The sequence below is a fragment of the Rothia nasimurium genome, assembly GCF_928381415.1.
GTDB classification, from domain to species: Bacteria; Actinomycetota; Actinomycetes; order Actinomycetales; family Micrococcaceae; genus Rothia; species Rothia nasimurium_H.
Genome location: NZ_CAKMSF010000001.1, coordinates 256,662 through 279,828, shown reverse-complemented (window position 1 = coordinate 279,828; position 23,167 = coordinate 256,662). Strand labels below are relative to the sequence as shown.

Annotated in this window: 22 protein-coding genes; 9 read left to right on the top strand and 13 right to left on the bottom strand. The window is 56.1% G+C overall.

Going from position 1 to position 23,167, the window contains the following annotated elements; genetic code table 11:
- Positions 1-26: 26 nt before the first annotated feature.
- From L7A20_RS01320 to serS, 8 genes are all read right to left on the bottom strand, one after another.
- Positions 27-392, bottom strand: a complete 366-nt coding sequence (locus L7A20_RS01320) for a DCC1-like thiol-disulfide oxidoreductase family protein (RefSeq protein ID WP_237222127.1) — start codon at positions 390-392, stop codon at positions 27-29.
- Complete coding sequence (locus tag L7A20_RS01315) at positions 370-1,635, bottom strand: glycosyltransferase 87 family protein (RefSeq protein ID WP_237222126.1); 1,266 nt, start codon at positions 1,633-1,635, stop codon at positions 370-372. The genes L7A20_RS01320 and L7A20_RS01315 overlap by 23 nt, the downstream gene beginning before the upstream one ends.
- A gap of 279 nt (positions 1,636-1,914) precedes the next feature.
- Entirely contained in the window at positions 1,915-2,775 is an 861-nt protein-coding gene (locus tag L7A20_RS01310; protein ID WP_237207324.1) for an HAD family hydrolase, read from the bottom strand.
- Positions 2,776-2,887: 112 nt separating this feature from the next.
- Positions 2,888-3,631 (bottom strand): ATP-binding protein, encoded by a 744-nt coding sequence (locus L7A20_RS01305; protein WP_237222208.1) that lies wholly within the window; start codon positions 3,629-3,631, stop codon positions 2,888-2,890.
- 272 nt (positions 3,632-3,903) lie between these two features.
- Positions 3,904-4,764, bottom strand: a complete 861-nt coding sequence (locus tag L7A20_RS01300; protein WP_237222125.1) for a metal ABC transporter permease — start codon at positions 4,762-4,764, stop codon at positions 3,904-3,906.
- The gene (locus L7A20_RS01295) at positions 4,764-5,516 is read right to left on the bottom strand and encodes a metal ABC transporter ATP-binding protein (RefSeq protein WP_237222124.1); all 753 of its coding nucleotides are present in this window, start codon (positions 5,514-5,516) and stop codon (positions 4,764-4,766) included. The genes L7A20_RS01300 and L7A20_RS01295 overlap by 1 nt, the downstream gene beginning before the upstream one ends.
- A 20-nt stretch (positions 5,517-5,536) precedes the next feature.
- Positions 5,537-6,481: a metal ABC transporter substrate-binding protein gene (locus L7A20_RS01290; protein ID WP_237222123.1), complete on the bottom strand. Its 945-nt coding sequence runs from the start codon at positions 6,479-6,481 to the stop codon at positions 5,537-5,539.
- A 105-nt stretch (positions 6,482-6,586) separates the two neighbouring features.
- Positions 6,587-7,891, bottom strand: coding sequence for a serine--tRNA ligase (gene serS / locus L7A20_RS01285; RefSeq protein WP_185173977.1), 1,305 nt, complete (start codon positions 7,889-7,891; stop codon positions 6,587-6,589).
- Between the two features lie 88 nt (positions 7,892-7,979).
- Between serS and L7A20_RS01280 the strand changes: the two genes are divergently transcribed.
- The gene (locus L7A20_RS01280) at positions 7,980-9,140 is read left to right on the top strand and encodes a diacylglycerol/lipid kinase family protein (protein WP_237222122.1); all 1,161 of its coding nucleotides are present in this window, start codon (positions 7,980-7,982) and stop codon (positions 9,138-9,140) included.
- On the opposite strand, the gene pheA is transcribed toward L7A20_RS01280, so the two are convergent.
- The gene (pheA, locus tag L7A20_RS01275) at positions 9,137-10,090 is read right to left on the bottom strand and encodes a prephenate dehydratase (RefSeq protein WP_237222207.1); all 954 of its coding nucleotides are present in this window, start codon (positions 10,088-10,090) and stop codon (positions 9,137-9,139) included. The genes L7A20_RS01280 and pheA overlap by 4 nt on opposite strands.
- Positions 10,091-10,495: 405 nt before the next feature.
- On the opposite strand from pheA, the gene L7A20_RS01270 reads away from it, so the two are divergent.
- From L7A20_RS01270 to L7A20_RS01235, 8 genes are all read left to right on the top strand, one after another.
- Positions 10,496-11,800 (top strand): purine-cytosine permease family protein, encoded by a 1,305-nt coding sequence (locus L7A20_RS01270; protein ID WP_237222121.1) that lies wholly within the window; start codon positions 10,496-10,498, stop codon positions 11,798-11,800.
- Positions 11,801-11,879: 79 nt separating this feature from the next.
- Positions 11,880-13,430: a Sau3AI family type II restriction endonuclease gene (locus L7A20_RS01265; RefSeq protein WP_237222120.1), complete on the top strand. Its 1,551-nt coding sequence runs from the start codon at positions 11,880-11,882 to the stop codon at positions 13,428-13,430.
- Positions 13,431-13,443: 13 nt separating this feature from the next.
- Positions 13,444-14,217 (top strand): hypothetical protein, encoded by a 774-nt coding sequence (locus tag L7A20_RS01260; RefSeq protein ID WP_237222119.1) that lies wholly within the window; start codon positions 13,444-13,446, stop codon positions 14,215-14,217.
- Between the two features lie 37 nt (positions 14,218-14,254).
- Complete coding sequence (gene dcm / locus L7A20_RS01255; protein WP_237222118.1) at positions 14,255-15,580, top strand: DNA (cytosine-5-)-methyltransferase; 1,326 nt, start codon at positions 14,255-14,257, stop codon at positions 15,578-15,580.
- Positions 15,581-15,919: 339 nt separating this feature from the next.
- Positions 15,920-16,600, top strand: coding sequence for a DUF6318 family protein (locus L7A20_RS01250; RefSeq protein ID WP_237222117.1), 681 nt, complete (start codon positions 15,920-15,922; stop codon positions 16,598-16,600).
- A gap of 47 nt (positions 16,601-16,647) precedes the next feature.
- A complete protein-coding gene (locus L7A20_RS01245) occupies positions 16,648-17,577 on the top strand; it encodes a hypothetical protein (protein WP_237222116.1) in 930 nt (309 codons plus the stop codon).
- Positions 17,578-18,010: 433 nt separating this feature from the next.
- Positions 18,011-18,433, top strand: a complete 423-nt coding sequence (locus L7A20_RS01240; RefSeq protein ID WP_237222115.1) for a hypothetical protein — start codon at positions 18,011-18,013, stop codon at positions 18,431-18,433.
- Positions 18,430-18,837 (top strand): hypothetical protein, encoded by a 408-nt coding sequence (locus L7A20_RS01235; protein ID WP_237199628.1) that lies wholly within the window; start codon positions 18,430-18,432, stop codon positions 18,835-18,837. Before L7A20_RS01240 ends, L7A20_RS01235 begins: the two co-directional genes overlap by 4 nt.
- Positions 18,838-18,928: 91 nt before the next feature.
- Here L7A20_RS01235 and ald read toward each other — a convergent pair whose 3' ends face one another.
- The 4 genes from ald to L7A20_RS01215 all read right to left on the bottom strand — a co-directional run bounded on the left by ald (position 18,929) and on the right by L7A20_RS01215 (position 22,929).
- Entirely contained in the window at positions 18,929-20,017 is a 1,089-nt protein-coding gene (ald, locus tag L7A20_RS01230; RefSeq protein WP_237196287.1) for an alanine dehydrogenase, read from the bottom strand.
- Between the two features lie 174 nt (positions 20,018-20,191).
- Complete coding sequence (locus L7A20_RS01225; RefSeq protein WP_237222114.1) at positions 20,192-21,163, bottom strand: Abi family protein; 972 nt, start codon at positions 21,161-21,163, stop codon at positions 20,192-20,194.
- A gap of 180 nt (positions 21,164-21,343) precedes the next feature.
- A complete protein-coding gene (locus L7A20_RS01220) occupies positions 21,344-21,760 on the bottom strand; it encodes a DUF3151 domain-containing protein (protein WP_135012220.1) in 417 nt (138 codons plus the stop codon).
- 41 nt (positions 21,761-21,801) lie between these two features.
- Positions 21,802-22,929: a Fic family protein gene (locus tag L7A20_RS01215; RefSeq protein WP_237222113.1), complete on the bottom strand. Its 1,128-nt coding sequence runs from the start codon at positions 22,927-22,929 to the stop codon at positions 21,802-21,804.
- Positions 22,930-23,167 lie beyond the last annotated feature (238 nt).

The following is a 23,167-nucleotide window of genomic DNA, read 5'->3' as shown; positions in this document are numbered from 1 at the left end:
CTGGGCTTCTTTCTGCCGTCGAGCCGTTAGGGCTTGAGCTGGCAGGCGGTGGCGCGGTTGATGGAAATACGCAGGTAGACTCGCTCAGCTAGCGGGCGCAGCAGGGGGTTCTTCAGGGCGGACGCCGCCACCCGCACGGGTGCGTACCGGCTGGTGGCCAGGGCTAGGGCGATGGCGAGCGCCCCGTAGGCCACGTGCCCGGTGGGGGTGATGAAGGGGATTTGGCGCATGAAGCGCTCAAAATCGACGCCGTGCTCTTCTAGGCGGTCGTAGTGGCCAGGGCACACCTGGGCTTCTAGCCCGAGGTGAGTGAGTACCCTTGCGGCTTTTTGGCAGATGCCGCAGTCGGGGTCGTAGAGCAACAGGCCTTTAGCTGGTACGGAGGTGGTCACGGTGGCCCTTTCTCTTCCGGGTCAGATGTAAGACCACCATAGCAAGCAGGGCCAGCAGCACTATAGAGGAGCGCATTATTTCAACGGGTATGATGGGCCAGCCGGCATGAGCTGCTAGGTCACCTAGGTCTGTGAGCTGAGCTAGGCAGGCTAACATCCAGATAATGGCCAGAGCACGTACAGCTCGCCCACGGGTAACCAACACTGCAAGAGTGGGTATAACCCAGACCCAGTGGTGTAACCAGGACACCGGGGAAAGCAGGCAAGTAGCACAACCGAGTACTGCGGCGGCAGCAAAACCATCACCACACGCTAACTCTCGGTGGGCCTGGGAAAACGCTACCGCTACAACAGCTAGCAGTAAGGGTGCTAACAGGAGCAGAGAATGGGTACCAACCCAGCGTTCAGCCACCCCCTGCAGAGAGCTGTTACCCGAAGTAGCAAAGTTGGTTCCTAAATCGACAACATTTTCCAGGCCAGAGAGTTTAGACCCAAAATAGGTTGAACTGGGTTCAGGCAGGAGCAGGACCCCCAGGACTACGGTAGCTGAGGCTGTCGCCGTTGCCGTCAAAGCCGGGTGCAGGCGTCCGCTTACCCAGAAGAAAAGAATAAAAAGAGCCGGAGTCAGTTTGATCCCGGCTGCCAGCCCGATCAGCACTCCGCGAGGTAGATAGCGGGTCTGTGGGCGAACCATGTCGATGAGGCAGAGAGAAACAAGAAGCAGATTAATCTGCCCAAAGATAAGATGCTGAGCTACGACGTTCAGGGGTAGGGCAAGCAGGTAGGTGGCGGAGAGTGCCGCGGCCAGGCGGACGCCGGTGAGGTGCGGGCGCACGTAGATGAGACTGAGCAGGAGCAGGATGCCCAGCGCCAGGCAGTTGAGGAAGGTCCAGCCCCCAATCCCTAGCGGTTCCGGCAGCCAGGCTAAAGGGATCAGTAACAGAGCGGTAAAGGGCGTGTACACGAAGGGGAGCCCCTGGGGTACGTACACCCCGGTAATGTTCTGACTATAAAAGTCAGCCCCGGCAAGCACTGCTACCCCGGTTCCACGGTAGACTCCGTAGTCAGCTGGATTAAAAATGAGGGTTGAATCCAGGAGTAAGCAGCGCGCCCAGGCGGTAGCCAGAGCTAAAAGGCAGAGAGTAACCGCTCCTGCACAATAGTTCTTAAGGACGGAACAGTTTGCCCCCCCCTGAGAGCCCTGATGCTGGTTAGCAATGATGACGCTATCTTCATCAATCATGAGTTCCTACCCATCTGCGCAAGGCCATGCCACAGGGTTAAAATTGGTTTTTACTCTGTATGTCATGGGCTGAATCATAGATAAAGAATATCCCCCTACACCCAATAGGTATAGAGGGGATATATGGGGGCTTATTCATTAGGGTAGGTGGAGCAGGCTCACAGCGAAGCTGCTGGCTCGGCGGCTGGCGTGAATCGCATTGTGAGCGAAGCGAACCATGCGAGAGGGTCGGCAGCGAGCGTGAGCCTGCGGAACCCCTTATGAATAAGCCTCATGGTTTTAGAGCAGGTCCCGCAGGATCGGCACCGTGCCGTCCTCGTAGACCGAACCGGTGACGTCCGTAGCCAGCTCTGCCACCTCGGGTAGGGCCTGGCCCATAGCCACGCCGCGGGCGGCCCAGTGGATCATTTCCTTGTCATTCAGCCCGTCACCGATGGCGATGGTGTGGCGGGGGTCCACGCGCAGTTTGCGGCGGATCTGCTCCAGGGCGGTTGCTTTAGAAACCCCGTGGGCAGCTACATCGAGCCAGGCACTCCAGCCCACTGCGTAGTTGACCCCGTGCAGACCCGAGTCGTAGATAGCGCGCTTGAAGTCATCGGGGGTGTCGGTGGGTGAGCAAACCACCACGCGCACGGCCGAGTTCATAGCAGCCATCTCGGTGCGGGTGGTCTTGACGGTGTTAACCCCAAAGGACCAGTCCTCAAAGTTGTCGGTGGCGTAGACGGTGCCGTCGGGTGCTTCAAGGGCTAGGGAGGCATGTGGCAGCTTAGCTTTGAGTAGCTTAATAGCGTTGGAGGGGTCGAAGCTGACCTTGTCGATAATGCGGTAGCCAGCCTCAAGGGAAGGGTCGATACTGAGAGTAACCGCGCCGTTGGAGCTCACAGCGTAACCGCGGGTCAGCCCAATCATCTCGACGATGGGCAGGGTGGCGCCCAGGGAGCGTCCGGTGGAAATGACCACGTGGTGGCCGGCATCCACGACGTCCTGAGCGGCCTTTTTGACAGCTTCGCTCATGGCGCCGTCATGGTTGACCAGGGTGCCATCAACATCGATAGCGACCAGGTACTTGGCACCTTCTTCTTTCTGCCAGGTGGAGCGGCGTAGTGGCAGGGTTTGCATGTCTTTGATCTCTGAAATCATCGGTGTCTCTTTTCTTCTCGTGTAGACCAGACTATACAAAAGCCGGGTTAAGGCAAGGTGAGCGCCGCGTGAAGCCTAGTGGTGAGGACGCCCCCGCCCCCCCTGACAGAACTCATTGAGTAAGCGCAGTAAAGGCCACCACCTTGACGCCGTCCTTTCGCTGGTAGGACAGGCCGCCGCCCGTCAGTACAATAAGCTCTGGGCTGTACTCGTAGCGGTTAAGGTCAAGCTGGTCTCTGAAGTTCTTTAAAGAGGTAGCTGCCTTCTCCACCGTTTCGTCGCGGGAACCCAACTTGATTTCTACGAGGGCCCATCTGCCATCGTGTCGCTCTAGCACGGCATCCACTTCCCTGCCTGAAGAATCTCGGGCATGAGACACGGTGCCCTGATCTCCCATATACACCGAAAGGTCATGCACGACCTGCGATTCAAAGAGCTGCCCCGCAAAATCGAGGTCCTGCAGCACCTTCTGAGGCGTGGCTCCCAGGGTGGCGACTGCCAGAGCGGGGTCGGCCATATGACGTTTGGGGGAGTTCCGCAGGGTCGCTTTAGACCTCAGGTGGGCAGACCATGCGGGTTGTTCGACCTGAATAAAAATGCGAGAGAGCGCAGCGATATAGTCAGTGGCTGTATCTCTATTGATTCCAGCGTCTTGCGCCAGCGTAGAAAATTTGAGTTCAGTGCCAACGCCCCTCCCCAGGGATCTCAGCAAACGCCGCACCTGGGCAGGGTCACGGCGTACCCCATCAGGTGTGCGGATATCTACGTCGGCAACGGTTGATACATAGTCCCGAAGGTTCTCTAAAGCCGCATCTAGGGGTAAGTGAATAAAGGCGGGCCAGCCGCCCCTGCACATGCGGTCTACAAGTTCGCTGATACTCACGTCCGGGGCTGCGGCCCGTGGAGCCTGCCCCTCCAGCAGTTGCCCTAACGAGACCTGGCGCGTTGACTCTCCCGATTCGGTATTTGAATGTACTGTCCGGGCACGCCTATACCCCTATTCCGCACTTTGCAACAATTTCATTGGGCAGTTTAGAGATATTTTATTCCGCACTTTGTGATTAATCTATTCCGCACTTTGATGAAGTCCTGTTGGGCAGTTTAGAGATATTCCGTTCAGCTCTTTGCCTAGCCCTGCCCGGCCTCCACCGCCCGCTTAGCCCGGGCAGCGGCCAGCAGGCCGTGGCGGGGGGCGAAGAGGTAGGCCAGGCCGAAGAGGACGCCGAGGGCCAGGACGACGGTACCGCCGGCTGAGATATCGAGCAGGTAGGCCAGGAAGAAACCGGCCAGGGCCGCCAGCAGGGAGACCGCCGACGAGATCAGCAACATGGACGTGAAGCGGTCGGTCAGCAGGCGGGCTGTTGCCCCGGGGATTACCAGCAGGGCAACCACCAGCACGACGCCCACAATCTGAAGGGCCAGAACAGAGGTCAGGGCCAGGGCGACCAGCAGCAGGCTGGAGAGCAGGCGGGGGCTAAGCCCAATGGCGTGGGTGTAGCCGGGGTCAAAGGCGTAGAGCACCAGGTCACGGCGTTTGACCAGCAGCACGGCAACGACCAGCACAGCCAGCAGACCGATCTGCCAGACGTCCGCCCACGATACGCCCAGCACGTTACCGAAAATCACCGAGTGCAGGTCAACCTGGGAGGGGAAGGCTGAGAGGAGCACCAGCCCCAGGGCGAACATGACGGTAAAGACGATGCCGATGGCGGCGTCCTCCCGCACGCGCCTGCGGGCGGCAACCGAGCCGATAAGGGCAACGGCTACCAGGGCGGCAAGTAGGGCGCCCAGGGCGAAGGGGGCACCCAGAATGTAGGCGAGGGCAACACCGGGCAGGACGGCGTGGGAGATACCATCTCCCATGAGCGACCAGCCCATGAGCACCAGCCAGCAAGAAAGCAGGGCGCAGACTAAAGCCGCCAGTACGGTGACCAGCAAGCCCCGCTGCATGAAGCCGTAGGTAAGGGGTTCGATGAAGAGTTCGTACATTAGTTTTCCTCTGTCAGCGGGTTCATTCCGAAGGCTCGCACGATGTTCTCGGGGGCCAGCACGGTAGCGGGGTCGCCGGTGAGCAGCACTTCGTTGCGGAGCAGGACGGCGGTGTCGGCCAGGTCTGCCAGGTTGGCCAGGTCGTGGGTTGAGATGAGTATGCCAGCGCCGTCGGCGCGTAGCTCTTTGAAGAGACTCACGAGCATGGCTTCGCTCTTTTTATCGACGCCGGCGAAGGGTTCATCGAGTAGCAACAGACGGGCTCCCTGGGCCAGCCCGCGGGCAACGAAGGCGCGTTTGCGCTGGCCGCCGGAGAGGTTGCCGATTTGCCGGTGGGCTAGGTCGGTGAGCCCGACCCGTTCGAGGGCGGTATCGACGGCGGCCCGGTCGGCAGCGCCCAGGTGGCGGGTGATGCCCAGTCGGCTGTAGCGCCCCTGGCTGACCACGTCGCGCACCGAGACCGGAAAAGTGAAGTCGATGTCCTCGCTCTGGGGCACGTAGCTGACCAAGCCCTGTTTGCGGGCCTCACGCGGGGCGAGCCCGTCAACCCGGACGCTGCCCGATGCGGGCACCACGCCCATGATGGCCTTGAAGAGGGTGGACTTGCCAGAGCCGTTCATGCCGACCAGCCCGCAGATGCTCCCCGGGGCAACGTGCAGGGACGCCCGGTTCAGGGCGCGTACGGCCCCGGAGCCGGGTGCCCCGTAGGTGACAGTTACATCGGTGAGCTGGAGCAGCGGTGGTGCAGTCATAGAACCTCAGTTTAGGGCGGTTATTGGCTGAGGGCCTCAGCCATGAGGCGGGTATCGTAGCGGATTAAATCGAGATAGGTGGGCACGGGGCCGTCGGCGTCAGACAGGGAATCGACGTAGAGGGCTCCGGCGTAGGTTGCGCCGGTGTCGGTGGCGATTTGTTCCATGGTGCGGGTGGGCACGGTGGATTCGCAGAAGACGGCGGGCACGGCGCTGCCCGCTACCTTGTCGGAGAGTTCCATCATGCGGCGGGCACCGGTTTCGCCGTCGGAGTTCACTGCCCAGAGGTAGGCTTCATCGAGACCGGCGTCGGCGGCCAGGTAGGAGAAGGCGCCCTCGCAGGTCACCAGAAGCCGCTGGTGTTGGGGGAGATTACTGATGGCGGAGATGAGTTCTTGGTGTACCTGGCTGAGTTCCTGCTTGTAGGCTTCGGCGTTGGCCCGGTAACTGTCGGCGTGGGCCGGGTCGAGGTCGGCCAGGGCCGCCGCGATGTTATCGGCGTAGGTTTTGGCAGCAACCGGGCTCATCCAGGCGTGGGGGTTGGGGTAGCCCTCCCCCTCCCCTTCGGCGATGCTGAGGGGCGTAATTCCCTCGGTGACGGTAACAGCCGGGGCGTCGGCGTCCTGCAAAAATTGCTCAAGCCAGGCTTCGAGGTTGAGGCCGTTGGCGAGGATCAGGTCGGCGTCCGCTGCCTTGCGCACATCCGATGGGGTGGGCTCGTAGCCGTGGATTTCAGCCCCGGCTTTGGTGAGAGATTCAACCTCAACGTGCTCGCCGCCGATGGCGCTAGCCATGTCTGCGAGTACGGTGAAGGTGGCAAGCACCCGGGGCTTTTCCTGAGTTGCGCTCTGCGCGGACGCCTGCCCGGCGGCGTCCTGCCCGGTGCCGCTCGGGGTGCAGGCGGCAAGGACGCCCGCCACCAGCACCAGCACACTGGCCAGTAGGGCACGGGTACGGTTGGGCATGGGAGCTCCCTTCCTCGGTCACGCTTAAAAGCAGAAGGTACCATCTACGTCGGTTATACCCACAAACGAGGTGGTCTTTTCCGAAGTAGATGGTACCTTACGGGGTTAGGCTGCTACGGGGATAACCTCAAGGCCGCCCATGTAGGGGCGCAGGGCCTCGGGGATACGCACGGAGCCGTCTGCCTGCTGGTGAGTTTCCAGGATTGCAACCAGCCAGCGGGTGGTCGCCAGGGTACCGTTCAGGGTGGCGACAGTGCGGGTGCCGCCCTTCTTGGTCTTGCCATCTGCGGTGACGGTGTCGGGCATGCGCTCACGCACGTTCAGGCGGCGGGCCTGGTAGGTGGTGCAGTTGGAGGTTGAGGTCAGTTCGCGGAAGGCGCCCTGGGTGGGTACCCAGGCTTCGCAGTCGAACTTGCGGGCGGCGGACGAGCCCAGGTCACCGGCAGCGGTATCGATGACGCGGTAGGAGAGCTCGCACTTGGCCAGCATTTCTTCTTCCCAGGCCAGCATCTTGGCGTGCATGTCTTCTGCCTGCTCGACGGGGCAGTAGACGAACATTTCGGCCTTGTTGAACTGGTGCACGCGGATGATACCGCGGGTGTCCTTACCTGCGGAGCCGGCTTCGCGGCGGTAGCAGGAGGACCAGCCCAGGTACTTCTTGGGGCCCTTTTCGAAGTCGATGATTTCGTCGGCGTGGTAGCCGGCGATAGCGACCTCGGAGGTGCCGACCAGGTAGAGGTCGTCGCGCTCGAGGCGGTAGATTTCGTCGTCGTGTTCGACGTTGAAGCCGGTGCCGTTCATGGTTTCGGGGCGCACCAGGGTGGGGGTGGTGAGCATGGTGAAGCCGTTGGCGGTGGCCTGGTCGAGGGCCATCCACATGAGGGCCTGCTCCAGGCGGGCTACGTGGCCCTTGAGGAAGTAGAAGCGGGAGCCTGAGACCTTGGCGCCACGCACCATGTCGATGCCGTCAACCAGTTCGCCGATTTCAAGGTGGTCGCGGGGTTCAAAGCCGTCTGCTTCGAAGTTGCGGGGTTCGCCTACCTGCTTGACGACCACGTAGTCGTCCTCGCCACCGGCAGGAATGCCGTCAATAATCAGGTTGCCTACGCCGGCGACCAGTTCTTCCTGGCGGGCGGCAGCGGCGTCGGCGGCAGCCTTGGCTTCTGAGACCTTCTGGGAGAGTTCCTTAACCTCAGCGAGCAGGGCCTGCTTTTCTTCCTTGGCGGCCTTGCCGATCTTCTTGGAGAAGACGTTCTGTTCGGCGCGTAGCTTCTCGAACTCGTTGATGGAGGTGCGGCGGGTGGCGTCCGCTTCGAGAATCTGGTCGATGACGGTTTCGTCAGCGCCGCGAGCGCGCTGGGAGGCGCGGAAGGCGTCGGGGTTTTCACGCAGGAGGTTAATGTCAATCATGCCTCTAAATTTACCGTAGTTGTCGCTGCGATGACAGGCGCGCGGACGCCGGGCGGTGGCACACGGTTTTCTTCAGTATGCTGGTGATATGGTTTCGCGTACAACTCTCGGTGTATCCCTTACTGCTGCTTCTGCTCTTGCCCTGGGCGGGGTGGCGCTGTCTGTGCGCAAGGGCAGGCGGGAACGTCCTGATCTTTTCCCGGTCTACCGGCCCCTGCACCGTATGTTGGAACCGGGTGAACCGAAGCAGGTTGCGGTGGTCTATAACCCCACCAAGGATCGGGCTGATTCGGTGATTCGCATGATTACAGCCGAGCTGGGCCTGGCTGATTGGCCTCGGGCTAGGTTCTATGAGACTGAGGCGGACGACCCCGGCTTTGGTATGGCCCAGCAGGCTGTGGCGGACGGGGCTGAGATTGTGCTGGCTGTCGGTGGTGACGGCACCGTACGCGCTGTAGCGGACGGCCTGGCGGGCACCACTGCCACCTTAGGCATTGTGCCCTTGGGCACGGGTAATCTGCTGGCTCGCAACCTCGACATGGACGTCAATGACCTGCACGCCTGCATCAATATTGCCCTGCACGGGCAGAGCCGCACCATCGATATGATTCGTATGGATATGAAGGGTGAGCAGGATTTGCCCCCCGTTAATTTTGTGGTCATGGGCGGGGCCGGGTTCGACGCCCAGATTATGACTGATACTCGCGAAGATTTGAAGGCTCGTATCGGCTGGCTAGCCTATGTTGAGGCCAGCACCCGGCACATGTTCACCCGCCGCCGCCCAGCGGTGATTACGGTGAATAACGGTGCGCCCGTTCGCCGCAAGATTCGGGCTGTGTTGGTTGCCAATACCGGCAAGATTCAGGGTGGGGTGAATCTTGCGCAGACAGCTCAGCTCTCCGATGGGCAGCTTGAGGTGATTGTGCTGACTCCGCGCAACCTGGGTAGCTGGGTGCGTATGGCGGCTCAGTTTATTCTGCGCCCCACCCGGGTGCGCTACCCGGTTGTCGAGCACTTTGTGGGTACGGACGTCCGCGTCTACTTCCCCAATACCAGCTTGCCCGTTGAGGTGGACGGGGACGTGCTCGGTGACGTCAGCGATTTCCACGCCCAGGTGCTCCCCGCTGCGGTCAAGGTGCAAGTTTACCCTGATGACATGCAGATTCGTTCGCTCAGTGATTTTGTGAATGCCCGCGAGGAGCTAGTAGAGCAGCAGCGCCTCTGGTGGCAGAGGCTCTTGCGGCTCTAGATATTGTGCTTGAGCGCCTCGGGCCGCCCGCCCGGGAAGAGGGTTTCCACCCAGTCGCGGGCAGCGTTGAAGGACTCTTCATCGTGCATGGGGTCTACCGCTGCCAGGCGCTTGTCGGCTCGCGGGTAGGAGCCCAGGTAGAGCACGCCGGGTGAGACCCTGTGGATGCCGCGCAGGGCATCGCGCACGCGGGCGTCGTAGAGGTGGCCGTCGATGTCGATAGAGAAGAAGTAGGCTCCCAAGAATTCGCCGGTGGGTCGGGACTCAATGCGGGAGAGGTTGATTCCCCGGGTGGAGAACTGTTCGAGCAGGTCGAGCAGGGCGCCGGGGCGGTCCTGGGGTAGCGGGATGACCAGGGTGGTTTTGTCGGCCCCGGTCGGTGCGGGAGTTTCAGCGTCGCGGGCGACGAGCACGAAACGGGTGACAGCGTTTTTATTATCGCCGATATTGTGGGCCAGCACCTGCAGCTCGGGGTGAGCCTGGGCCACAGCGGGCGAGCAGATAGCAGCCTCGTAGCCGGGATTCTCATTCAGCAGCCCCAGGGCGGCACCCGCGGTGGACGAGCCCGGCAGGTAGTTCACGCTGGGCTTGTTCTCAGCCACCCAGGAGCGCACCTGAGCCCAGGCATGCGTATGGGTTGAGATAGTTTTGACGCTCTCTAGGGTGGTGCCGGGGCGGGCAACCAGCACAAAGGTGATGGGCACCAGCACCTCCCGGACGATACGCAGGGACCCATCGAGGGCTGCGATGGCGTCGAGGGTTGCGGTCACACCACCTTCAACAGAGTTTTCGATGGGTACCATGGCGGCGTCGGCGGTGCCGTCGCGCAGGGCGTCGAGGGCTGCGGGGACGGACGTTGCGGGTATGCGTTCGGCGTCGGGGGCACCGGGGACGGTGAGGAGGGCTGCTTCGGTGAAGGTTCCGGACGGGCCGAGGTAGGTGTAGCGCATGGGGTCTAGTTTAGCGGGTGGACGCTGCACCCCGGCTTCTTGCCGGAGGGTTAGTGGAGGTTTGTACCGGGGGCTGCCCATATAGCGGGATCAGAAGTTTGAAAGAGGTGAAACAGGCTTACGCTCGCTGCCGATTCTCTCACCCGGTTCGCTTCGCTCACGAGGCGATTCACGCCCCGCCTTGCGGCGGATTCCATTCGCTCTTGTGTGCTCGCATGCTCGCACCCGCTCACTCCATCGAACCAGCAGCTTCGCTGTAAGCCTGTTTCATCTCAATGCCTCTGCACGTCATAAAGCCACTCCATAACGCAATCTGTATAGCTAGTTTCTCTCAGCACAGTGTTAGAACATATGAAAAGACCAACCGACTTCATTCTGTTACCCAGAACACTTAGTATTGATGTTATGTCAGCCCAGTTCACCAAGCCTCAGCCCATACTCGATAAGAGCCTTCTACAGTCTGGGGCAAAGACTTCATCAGCACCTCGCATCATGGGTGTTTGGCTAGCAGCAAATCTCGTGGTTACGACGATGCTCACAGGCACCTTATTTGTGCCTTCTCTAACCTATGGGGCAGCACTTCTTGTGATTACGTTAGGAACCCTTCTAGGCGCTCTAGTTCTAGTTACCGTAGGCAGTATGGGAACAAGAACTGGGTACGCCACCATGGAGCTCACGAAGTTCTCATTTGGTATAAAAGGTAGCCTTATTCCCGCAGTGGGCAATATTGTGGTCCTAATGGGCTGGAGCTGGGTTCAGGCTATCCTTGCCGGTGTAACAGTAAACGCGCTAGTTGCAGGAGCGACTGGATACTCTAATCCGGTGCTTTGGTCTGTAATCTGCGAAGTAGTAGTTGTTGCGCTGGCACTGTTTGGCCATAGCGCTATTGCCAAAGTAGAACCTGTTTTTGCCGTGCTGATTCTCGCGTGCATGGGCTATGTGCTGTGGCTATGCTTCAAAGAGGTCCCTCTAAGCTCATTTCTTTCAGTCTCAGCGACTGAAAATCCTTACACTTCTCGCCTAGCATTCGATGCAGTCTTTGCAACAGCTATTTCCTGGACGGTACTTTCAGCAGATTTCAACAGATTCGGTTCTCATACGGCTAAGACATCTGCGGGTAGCTTCATCGGTTACTGTGCATCAACAATTCTTGCAATGTCTTTAGGTGCGACTTTGGCCCTCTATTTAGTCATTGCACGCGGTGTTGAAGCGCCTTTTGACCCTGTTCCGCTTGTAGAGGCTTTTGGGCCTGCTTTTGCTGTTGCCGTATTTCTATCTGTGATGGCAACAAATTCTATGGTGGTCTATGGGATGGTGAACTCAGCCATGACCGTACTGCCGAGTAAGGCACAAAACTATAAGATAGTCGCTTCCGTTATTGGCTTGATTTCTATCCTGGGGGCGAGTCAGATAGCTTTGCTTGACCACTTTACAAACTTCTTACTACTCATTGGGGCTTTTTTCGTGCCCGTATTTGCTGTCATGATATGCGACTACTACTTGGTTAAACGTGGTGAATATTTGCCCCTCACCACATATCGATTTGCAGTTGGGTACCCTGCAGTAGGAGCTTGGGTGCTGGGGTCACTGACAGCCTGGGTTTTTGCATATAGCCTCTTGTCTCCGATAGGCGCCACCATGACGTCCTTCCTCGTTACAGCACTTGTATATCTAGCAATAGACAAAGTTACGTCCGAAAGACGCTCATAAAGTAGTTATAACAGCTATGTAATCGGGCAGGGGCGCCAGCCCATCTCGTAAAGATACTTCTAGATATCAGGGTGATGCTATGTCGGTTGATTTTAATTTGAACCAGAAAATCTCAAACTCACTCAGCGCACTTAAAGAAGATGGTTTCAAGGATGCTGAACAAATTGTAGATTATGCGAAGCTCCTCAGAGGTCTGACCTTCGAGGATGTCCTTTCGCTCAAGCTCTCAGAGCACTTGCCAGCTCCGAACTACACAGACAAGAATCGTAAAGGTGCACTAGGCAACCTACTTGAAGAGCACTACTTCGGTTATACAGCTAACTCAGAGTCGGCTCCTGACTTCGCAGAAGCAGGCATGGAGCTCAAAGTTTCCCCGGTAGAGTACGGCAATAACAGAAAAAAGCAGAGAGTTATCAAAGCCGGTGAACGCCTGGTGCTCTCCATGATTCCAAATAACTCTGAAATTCCGCTCGACTACGAAGATTCTTCGCTAAAGAAAAAGTCCTCCGATATTCTGCTTATCAGCTATCTTCGAGACCGCTCCGTCAAAAGTACCGAGCAACGCATCAGCCTCATCAATAGACTTCAGATTTCGGGTGAGGACCTTGAAATTATCAAAGAAGACTACAGAAAAATCGTGAGCATGATTCAAGCTGGCCGAGCTCACGAGTTGAGTGAGGGTATGACTAACTACCTTGGGGCTTGCACGAAAGGGGCTACGGCTGAGAAAAGTTTACGAGCCCAGTTCTACCCACTAGTTCATGAAGATGGGTCTCTTGAATACATACCGGCGAAGAGCCGCGCTTTTTCTTTCAAGCAGTCGTATATGACCGCCCTAGCTCAACGATTTGAGAAGGAGCAGGAAGAGGCTGATCGACTCATCAACGATTCTCAGCTTCTTGAAGATAACACCTTTGATGATGTTGTCCTGCAGATGCTGGCACCTTTTGAGAACCGGTATTCCCATGAGCTAGCGACAGAGATAGCCCCAGACCTCGACTCCACTGCCAAAAACTTTCACAATGCACTCACTTGGCGTCTCTTTGGCTCAAAGAGGGAACGTATTGAGGAGTTCGAGAAAGCCGGTATCAGTGTTCGGACTGTTCGAGTTCAGAAGAATGGGACGATTAAGGAGAAGCTAAAACTTAAAAACTTCAAGTTTGCTGACCTTCACGCTGAGACCTCGTGGGAAGACTCCGAATGGTACTCGCTGCTCGCAGGCCAACGTTATCTGTTCGTAGTTTTCCAGGAGGACGATAATGGGTACTACCTTCGGGGTGCTTTCTTCTGGTCTGTTCCAGTTCACCTAATTGGCGGTGTGGAATTCAAAGATAACACCGGCACTGCCTATGAATACTGGCTTGATACCAAGCAGAAACTTCGAGATGGCGTCAAGATACGCCTTGAAGGCGGAACCTACAAAAACAACTTCATGAAAGCATCGGAAAACCCTGTATGCCATATCCGTCCCAGCGCCAAGAAAGCAGCATACCGTTTTACAGATGGAAGGCCTGATGTAGGTAATGTAGAGCGTGATGCCAATCAGCTACCTGACGGCCAACGACTAACAAACCAGGCCTTCTGGATTAATACAAACCTTATCAAGCAAAAAATAGCAGAAGAGATATAGAAAAGAGATAATCATGAAGTACGAACTATATTCACACAGATATGGATTGGAAATAATTAGAGGCGACAAGGAAGCCAAAAAAGTTTTTGAAAAACTTGAAAAAATAATTCAAAATATCAATGAGGATGAAATTTTAGATAAATTTATCAAACGAATAAGAGACGATAAGAAAAACGACAAAAGTATTTCTATAATATTAAACGAAACACTAAGAAATAAGCTTCTGGAAAACGGATGGGAAAAAGAAGTTTACATATTCAAAGACAAAAATTACTCAGATGTAGAAAAGGGATCTAAGAATAAAGCATGGCGCCTTGATTTCGCATATCCTGGACTATTCTCACTTGAAGTTGCCTTCAACCACAGCAGTGCAGCATTGGTAAACCTGATGAAACCAGTCCTAGCTTCTGAAATAAACCATGTGCAAAAAGCTCTCGATGGAGATAAACGAACAAAATTTGGAATAGTAATTACCGCCAAAAGCACACTTCAGGCGAACGGTGGGTTCGACGGCGCAATTGGAACCTACGAAAAATATATAAAACAGCTCAAACCTCATATGAATTTCTTGATTACACCAACAGTAATTATCGGATTGGAAGGTCTTGAAAATTATCTGGTTGAAAAGATAAAAAACACAAAATCCAGGAACACATCAACGATAGTTAAGAAAAAAGTTGCAGGCAGCTCAGAATACAAGGTTATTTACGGCTCAAGCCAATCAGACAGCACTGTGCCTCAAAACTCCTCCGAAAATCTTGATCAGAACACCCGTTCTGATCTATAATCATTGAGACCAACTATCCCCAACAGGAGGCTCCAGAGTGGCCGACCAGCCGATTCGCATAATCGAACTCTTCGCGGGCGTTGGCGGCTTCCGCCTGGGCTTCGAAGGCTACAACAAAGATGGGTTTACCCTGCCCTCAGCTGGCAGCTTTGAGACAGTCTGGGCTAACCAGTGGGAACCCCCAGGAACACCCACCAAGCAGTTTGCTGCCCGTTGCTATGTTGCACGTTTTGGTGAAGAAAACTTCCTCAACGAAGACATCAATAAAGCTCTCACCATGGCCGAGAATGGTGAAATCACTATTCCAGACGCAGATATGCTCGTTGGCGGCTTCCCCTGCCAAGACTACTCTGTCTCCAAGCCCTTATCTCAATCACACGGCATTGAAGGCAAAAAGGGCGTACTCTGGTGGGATATCTACCGTGCGCTAGAGATGAAGAAGCCTCGCTACGTTGTCCTCGAAAATGTAGACCGACTACTGAAATCACCCTCGAAACAGCGTGGTCGTGACTTCGCAATTATTCTTTCATGCTTCTACTCGCTGGGGTATTCCGTTGAGTGGCGCGTTATTAACGCAGCTGACTATGGCCACCCCCAGAAGCGTAAACGTGTATATATCTATGCAGAACTTACCGACACAACGTGGAACCTAGAAACAACCCTGCGTACCGAAGGGGTTTTTGCTGAGGCCTTCCCTATTACCCAGAACCTGACTCGCGAAGATAACTTCAGCATTAGTATTGACCCCTTTGAAGTGACTCAAAACTTTGGTCTAGGTGCAAAAACCTCACGGTTCCAAGATGCCGGCGTAATGCAGCAGGGTAAAATCTATACCGCGAAGCCAGAAGCTCTGTACACAGGCAAATGTCTTACTCTCGGCGATATCGTGGTCGACGAAACCGAAGTGCCAGACCAGTTCTTTATTGAACCTAGCAAAATCCAGGCCTGGGAATACCTTAAGGGTGGAAAAAAGGAAGAACGCATTAATAAAGCTAGTGGATTCAAGTACACCTACTCAGAAGGTAGTATGTCCTTCCCCGACCCCCTCGACCGCCCGGCACGCACCATTTTGACCGGCGAGGGCGGAGCAGGTGCCTCACGATTTAAACATGTTGTGAAGACGAAATCAGGTCGCCTACGCCGTCTTATTCCCGATGAACTAGATCAGATTCAGGGTTTCCCCAAGGGCTGGACTGATGCGGGCTTAACTGATGGACATCGTGCTTTCTGCATGGGCAACGCATTAGTCGTGGGCATCCCTAACGCACTTGGCAAGGCTATCAATCGCCGCCACTACGGGCTAGAGCGCGAGAATGCATCTCTCACTAATACGGTAGATAGTTCTTCCGATACCCTTTTCTAGCCAATGCCCTAATTACTACAAGCGCCCCTCACACCACCATGTGAGGGGCGCTTTGCTCGTTATATTTTGGAGCACTGTTAGATAGAGAAACAGGATGAACAACAGGTTCAGCTTCCCCCCTGACCCGCTTGCTTTCTTACCTGCTCAAATGCTTTCATAGGCCCTTCTCTGTAGGCCTATTAGCCCACGTCAGACGCAAGACCTGTGGATAACTGGCCGTCTTCAGCGTAATCTGCTGTCAAAAACCGGGCAAGCGGGCCGAAACTCTTGCCATGGCACAAACCCAGCACTATAAACACACATAAGACCTAGTCACAAAGATGTCACCAGGAGACCCTTATGAAACACACTCCCACCCGCAGTCTTGCCCTAACAGCTATCGCGCTACTAGCTCTTACCGGTTGCGGTGCGCAGGCCACAGGGTCGGTTCCCGAACCAAATTCAAGCACCACGACCTCCGCAGTAGCAGCCACCTCTGCGAGCGCCGTTGAGGAAACTGCCAGCGCAGAAGAAACCAATTATTCGGGTGGCTCAAAAGCACCCGAAGGTGAATACCGCGCTGCTGACGAGCACGGCCCCGCCCAGAACGTGCCCAAACCGGTTGCTCCAGAAGGCATGAATATTGAGTCGCCAGAGGCGATGGAAAAATTTATTGTGTACTGGCAGGAGATGCGCAATTATGCTTACCAGACCGGCGATACCTCAGAGGTGAAACTACTAGTCGACGAATCCCATACTAAAGAACATGAATTCTATCAATCACTGGAAGAAATCTATGCTTCAGGGGGGTGGGTTGTCGCTGGTGGACTTACCATCCACTACAACAAAGAGCTCATTGTCTCTCTAGGAAACGGAGAATACTCAGTCGGGAGCAACTTTGAAGCAGAAGACTCTGTTCTCTGGTATGACGGTAAAGCAATCTATAACGACAACTCAGATTCAATAAGTAAGGGCGTAGATTTTCGCCTGAAATTCCAAGATGGGGGTTGGAAGGTACTCAGCACAAAGGAGATTAACTAGTGCGGATTAAAGTATTTTCAATCTCTTGTGCGCTTTTACTAGCTGTTTTGAACGTATCTCCGGGGGCTCATGCTACCTCATCAGGTGAGGCAGACGATGATGGATTTAAAATCGATATCATTGAGAGCTTTATCAAGTCTGAAGATGGTGTAGATAGTTCGGATGAGGCTCCTCCTGAGTATCAAGTCCACGATGAGGGTCTCCCATCTGCGGTTAAACTCATCTACTTCGATAAGCCCCGAGGCCCCAACCGCGCAGCCCTCCAAGTAGGAGGCGCGCCCTCCCCGGGAACCTACTGCCTAGCAGGCAACGGTGACCTCGGCGTCCTCTCCCTCGTCCCAGCCGACTGGGCCGACGGCGCAGACACCCCCTATAACACTCCCCAAGGCCCCATCGGCTGCGTCCCCCTCACCCCAGCAGAACTCGAAGCTGCAGGCCTAGAAATCGCCGAAGAAAACGGGCAAACCGTACTACGCACCATCCGCGTCACCCTCACAACCCACGACTTCGACACCTTCCCCATCGCAGCCGCCACACCCCACCAAGAACGCGCACCTCACACCCTCAAAAACTACAACACCAACTTCTGGGCCGACCCCAACCCACAAGAATTCACGCGCACCATCAACGGCCAAAACGTCGTACTTCGCGCAACCCCCATCTCCTACACCTTCGACTACGGAGACGGCGCCGCCCTCGGGCCAATAACCTACCCCGGCTACCAGCTCGGCGCGGACGTCTGGGACCAACCCACCGACACCTCCCACCGCTACACAGACCCCGGCGACTACTACTTCGCCCTGACCACCACCTACCGCGGTGAATACTCCGTCGATGGCGGGCCCTGGCAGGTCATCGACGGTACAGTCAGCCGTACCAGCGACCCGCAGCTGGTGCGAGTCTGGCGCACCAAGGTTGGCCTGGTTGCCGAGGACTGCGCTACAGGTGCGGACGCCTGGGGCTGCACCAGCGGCTAACCCAGCCCCTCACCCAAGAAACTTCACAAGAAAAGTATTTTCTTAGGTTTCGCACAGGTTCCCCGAATTGAGTTCAAAGGTTAGGGTGCCATAGTTAAAGACATGAGGACGAGGAGAGAAAACCTCGCAACCTCAAGAGACTGAGAATCTCACCGTGACGATGAGTCACCTCTTTCAGAGAAATGTGTGTAACCTCTGAAGCTCCTCCCCTAGGGGATAGGTGCGAAAGAAATGTGTGTGTATGAGAAAAGGTCGCAACCAAAAGGTTGCGACCTTTTCTCTATCCTCCCAAATAGTAAGCAATGATATAATTGGGTGGAGTAGGCAGACAACAAGGAGGTTACCGCCATACACAACAACAAATAGCGGGCAACCCTAGCCTGACTAGAGCCCACAGTTCTACAATGGTAGAAATCTCAAGGAGGAGATTCTCATGACCGAACAGACCATCCAGTCCCGGCCAGCCGTGCAGCAGGCGTCCGCGCCCTACACCCACGAGGAGCGCATCGGCAACCGCTGGGCACCGACCCTGCTCTACACTGCAGGAGTAGCGTTCGTGGCAACCGCTATCATGTACGAGCTTTACCCGCTAATGTTTGTGGGGCTCGGTTGCGTCATGGCGTACAGTTTCGTGTTTGCGCGCCAGCCCGCGCAGACTGCCCCCTCCGACATCAAACCCAGCTACAAGATAGCGAGCAATCTGATTTATATGATTGCCATCATTGCTCTTTTAGAGCCCGCCATTAATGGCAATGCGCAGGAGACCTGGCGCCTAATTGCCATTATCGCCCTGGCTTTCACGTTTAGCCGTTGGGTCATGACCGGCTACCATCCCCTCAGCAGGGAGCAGGAATGACAAGCACCCCGGCACACGAACCAAGCCAAGACCCCATCATGATCGGGGCTTCTCCCGCAGCTGCCCTGGTCATTGGCCTAGGCTATGGGTCTATAGCCTGGGGCATATACGCCGACAGCAACTGGCTGGGATTCGTCTCTATCTTCCTCGGCGGAGTCGGCCTTGAAATGGCTCGTGTTCCCTGGCAGGGCAAGTACGCCTGGCACGGGGCCGGGATTCTCTTTCTCGGCCTGGCAGGCACAATGCTAGGAACCTTCCTCTTCTACACCCTGCTACCGGAATCACTCGCGCTCACGGTGTGGGGCACAGCGTCCCTCCACGCCGCGCTAGCGTACATGCTCTACCTCTTGGCGCGCAGACTCCTGCCGGTGCGCCCACCCTACACAGGCAAGCACAGCAAGTAGCCCGAAAATAAACAAGGACGCCCGCCCCACTCCCCTGCCGCAGGGCAGGAAGGTGGGGCGGGCGTCCGCACCCTTAAGCTACCTCTAAAACCTAGGCGGCAGGCAGCTCAGGGAAGGCCTCAGCAACGCCGGCAAAAGTAATCTTGCCAGCGTCGGTATTCAGGCCCAGGGCCAGGTCGGGGTTATTCTCCAGAGCCTCGTCTACACCAGCAGCTAGCTTCAGCACATAGGGCAGGGTTGCGTCAGTCAGGGCGATCGTCGAGGTGCGGGGCACAGCACCGGGCATGTTGGCAACGCAGTAGTGACGGATGCCGTCCACCTCAAAAATCGGGTCAGCATAGGTGGTGGGGCGGGAGGTCTCAAAGCAGCCGCCCTGGTCAATCGCGACGTCAATCAGCAGGGTGCCGGGCTTCATGGTCTTCAGGTGCTCACGGCGCACAACCTTAGGAGCCTTAGCGCCGGGAACCAGAATCGACCCAATCACCACATCGGCCTCAGCGATTTCACGCTCAATGTTCGCGGGGGTGGAGTTCAGCACGCGCGCGCTGGAGCCAAACAGGTCAGACAGTTCACGCACGCGGGGGCCATAGCCCTCAAGAATGGTAACCTCAGCACCAGCGCCAACAGCGAGCTTGGCGGCGTGGGTACCCACGTTACCGCCACCCAGAACCACAACGCGGCCGGGGGCAACACCGGGCACGCCACCCAGCAGAATACCCTGACCACCCTCGGTAGCCATGGTGTACTGGGTCGCAGCCTGAGCAGCCAGACGGCCCGCAACCTCACTCATGGGAAGCAGCAGGGGCAGGGCACGGCCGTTACGCACGGTCTCGTACGCGATACCGCGGGTCTTCGCAGCCAGCAGGGCCTCGGTCAGGGGCTTGTCAGCAGCCAGGTGCAGGTAGGTGAAAAGGGTCAGATCCTCACGCAGGTACTTGTACTCGGGCTCAATCGGCTCTTTGACCTTGACGAGCAGTTCGGCCTTAGTCCATGCCTCTTCCTGGCTGACCAGGGTAGCCCCGGCCTTCTCGTATTCCTCATTGGAAAAGCCTGCGCCGAACCCGGCGTCCTTCTCAATCAGCACGTCGTGGCCAGCCTGAACAAGAGCCAGCACGCCGTCGGGGGTGAGGCCAACGCGCTGTTCCTGGGGCTTGATTTCGCGGGGTACGCCAATGCGCATGAGGGGGTCTCCCATTCATTTTCGTCGTTGAAAAATGTTGCATTAATCAGCCTACGCCCTTTTGCTGAACAAAAACAACCCGCCCCGGGTTTTCTTCATATTCATAGAAAACCCGGGGCGGACGGCGACTAAGCGAGCTCGGCAGCGGCGGTGGGGTCGGAAATCTGAAGGCATCTATAGAGACGGGAAAAGCATTCCTTCTTCATACGTTGCATCGCTACTGATAAGCCGCCATAACTCAGTTGAATACGTCTGGTCTCCTTGAATATGGTCCACCCAATCAGACAACAGACGCAGAATATGAGCGGGAGCTTCCACCGGTAATCCCGAATACTCTAAACCTGTTGCTCCTTTCCACGGTGACTTTGCAACAGGACGAGTAAGACGCCTACCCCACAATCGGTTGTGGTGAGCAGCTAGGTTCCGAAAGAAATTTACGTTACCAATAGCTCGACGTAGTTCCTCAGCTCGTGTAAACCCTAAATCATCCATCAGACGCTGTATCTGGTTGGTATCTTTCCAGGTGCTCACCATCTTTGAGAGATCCCCGAGAGACATCGCCTCAACCATTGCCCACAAAGGAACCTGCTGCCCCTGATTCACAAAGTGCTGAAGATACAGTTCCTCGCGACTCAAGGTGTCTTCAATACTTCTCATCAAAGATTCACGGCTACGAGTAAGACCCGCGTGTTTAGCCTGCCAATCAGCCAGAGGCATTCCACGAGGCGGCAGATTACTTGGGCGAGACGGCTCGTAGGCGCTTCTCAAAAGATAACGGGTAGGCCCGTTTTCTGGTCCTTCAGCCAGGCGAAAAGCTACCCGTGTTCTAATAATTGGTTCAATTACCTGCACACCACGAAAAACCAGTAGCCGCACCTGATTATCAAGCGAGTAGACCGTTAGAAGCTGTTCGAGAGTTGTTCCCGGCTTGAACTTATCAGCCTGACCAGGTTCCATAAACTGCTTAAAGTAACCACTGAAACGGTAATAGTTCTGGTGTGCAAGGAAGCTAGCCAAAAGAACCCGCTGCGAATCGTCTAAAGACAACCCACGCATCTCTAGTTTGGCTACCTGTTGGTCTATATCAAGCCATGGTTTGGTACGTTGCGGAGGGTGTTTTGTTGCCAGGTCTGAAGGCAGAATCATGTCTAAATTTTATAGAAAAATCCCCGTAGCGTACACGGCTAACGGATCAGCCAGTCACAAAGGACCGTACGCAACGGGGATGAATGTTGCTCTATAGTCTACCCGATTTCTGCTCGCGTGTTGAGCCTGCTCAAGGTAATCTGCTCAACATCTAGAGCCACTGGAGAACCTAGATACAACCTAGGCCAGCTCGGCGGCGGCAGCCGGGTCGGAGTCGTTCAGGAACTTCTCGATACGCTCAGCCTCGTCCGTCTCACCGATCGCTGCTGCGGTCTGACCCAGAATCAGCAGGGCCTTCAGGAAGCCCCGGTTCGGTTCATGGCTGACCGGAATCGGGCCGTGCCCGCGCCAGCCATTGCCGCGCAGGGCGTCCAGACCGCGGTGGTAGCCCACGCGCGCATAGGCGTAGGCTTCAAGGGTCCTACCGGCGCTCAAGGTTTCTTCGGCCAGCAGGGCCCAGGCCAGCGACGACTTGGGGAAGGCCTGCGCAAGATCAGCGGGAGCCTCACCGGCGCGGACGCGGGCCGTCAGCTCAGGCTCCTCAGGCAGCAGGGTGGGGGCGGGGCCATCTAGCAGGTTCTTACCGGCAAGTGACATGGGTACTCCATTCAACTCAAATTCTTGTAACTACAAAAAGTCTACGCGTGCCCGGGGAAAAGGAGGGCCTTACCGGTCTCACTCAACCGCACGCGCAATGGGCGGGACGAGGTGCGCTCAATGAGTTTTTGCTGCTCTAGCTCCTCGAGATAGGCCCTAACTGTGTTACGTGATTTCTCAAGCATCTGGGTCAGCTCATCCCAGGTAAGCCCGCGGGCACCGCTCAACAGGTAGGTCTGCCCTACGATGAGAAGCACTTCACATGCACCAGACGCCAGTTCAAAACTACCGTCTTTGAGACCATCAACCCGTTCCCGCAGTGACTCTATCAGCTCTCTCTTCTGCCCAAAATCATGCAGAAGCTCACGTTGGGCAGCATAAATAAAACCTAGAATGACATGCGCAAAAGAGGTAACCTCACCGTAGTTAAGGGGCTCTTCAACATCGCTAAAGGCCCTGTGGTACTCCTCTTTTTTCTGGTTCACAACGCGTGAGAGCGTAAGCACCGTGTAGGTAGAGAGCACCTCCTGCAGCTGGGCGCTCAACAGAAAACGCCCAAACCGCCCATTACCGTCATAGAAGGGGTGGGCCGCCTCAAACATAAAGTGAGAAACAGCCCGCGACAGAAGAAAAGGAACATCAGCACTCTCAAGATGGTCCAACATAGCCTGCAGCTGCTGTTCGAGGACCTCTTCACCTCGGGCACCGGCATGAATGATTGCACCTGAGCCATCATGCACATAGACAGGACCAGCCCTAAAAAGCCTGCCATCAGGCCGATCCTCATCGGCAATCTCTGCGCCGAAGAGACGGTCGTAGGTTGCTCGTATCTCTTCTAAAGAGCGCGGCACATTCACTTTGCCCTGTGAGAGCTCCACGTAGAGACGGGCTATCTCTCTAAACTTTTTATTGTCAGAAGGTTCAGCGTCGAGGGCCTCTTGTATCTCCTGCCGAGTGGACCGAACCCCCTCAATCTCGTTCGTCGCTGAGATTTCCTGAGTAATAAGTTCATAGAGATAACTCGCCCGGGCAGTCGCGGGAAGGCTAGCTGCTAGTTCTTCAAGCGTTCTCTCATTCAGCAGGATCTGTTCCTGCAGAAGAAGAAGCTGAGGGGTCACCGCATAGAACAGGCTATGCTCGCCCACCATAAAGCCAGTTTCGTAGCCCATCTCGCGGCGGTCTTGCGCGTACTTTTCAGCGGTCTGCCGGTCGAACTGGTGAAAAATGGATTTGAGGCTCCGGTATTTTTTCATGCTCCCCTATCTCCCAAAATCTCATCTTTTTGGTAGTTACAGGAAATCTTATGCCACCCCATCTCCCAAAAACACCCCATTTTGGGAGATAGCACCACAACCAAACGCCCCTAACTCCCAAAAACACCCTTTTTTGTATTTAAGCCTCGCGCCA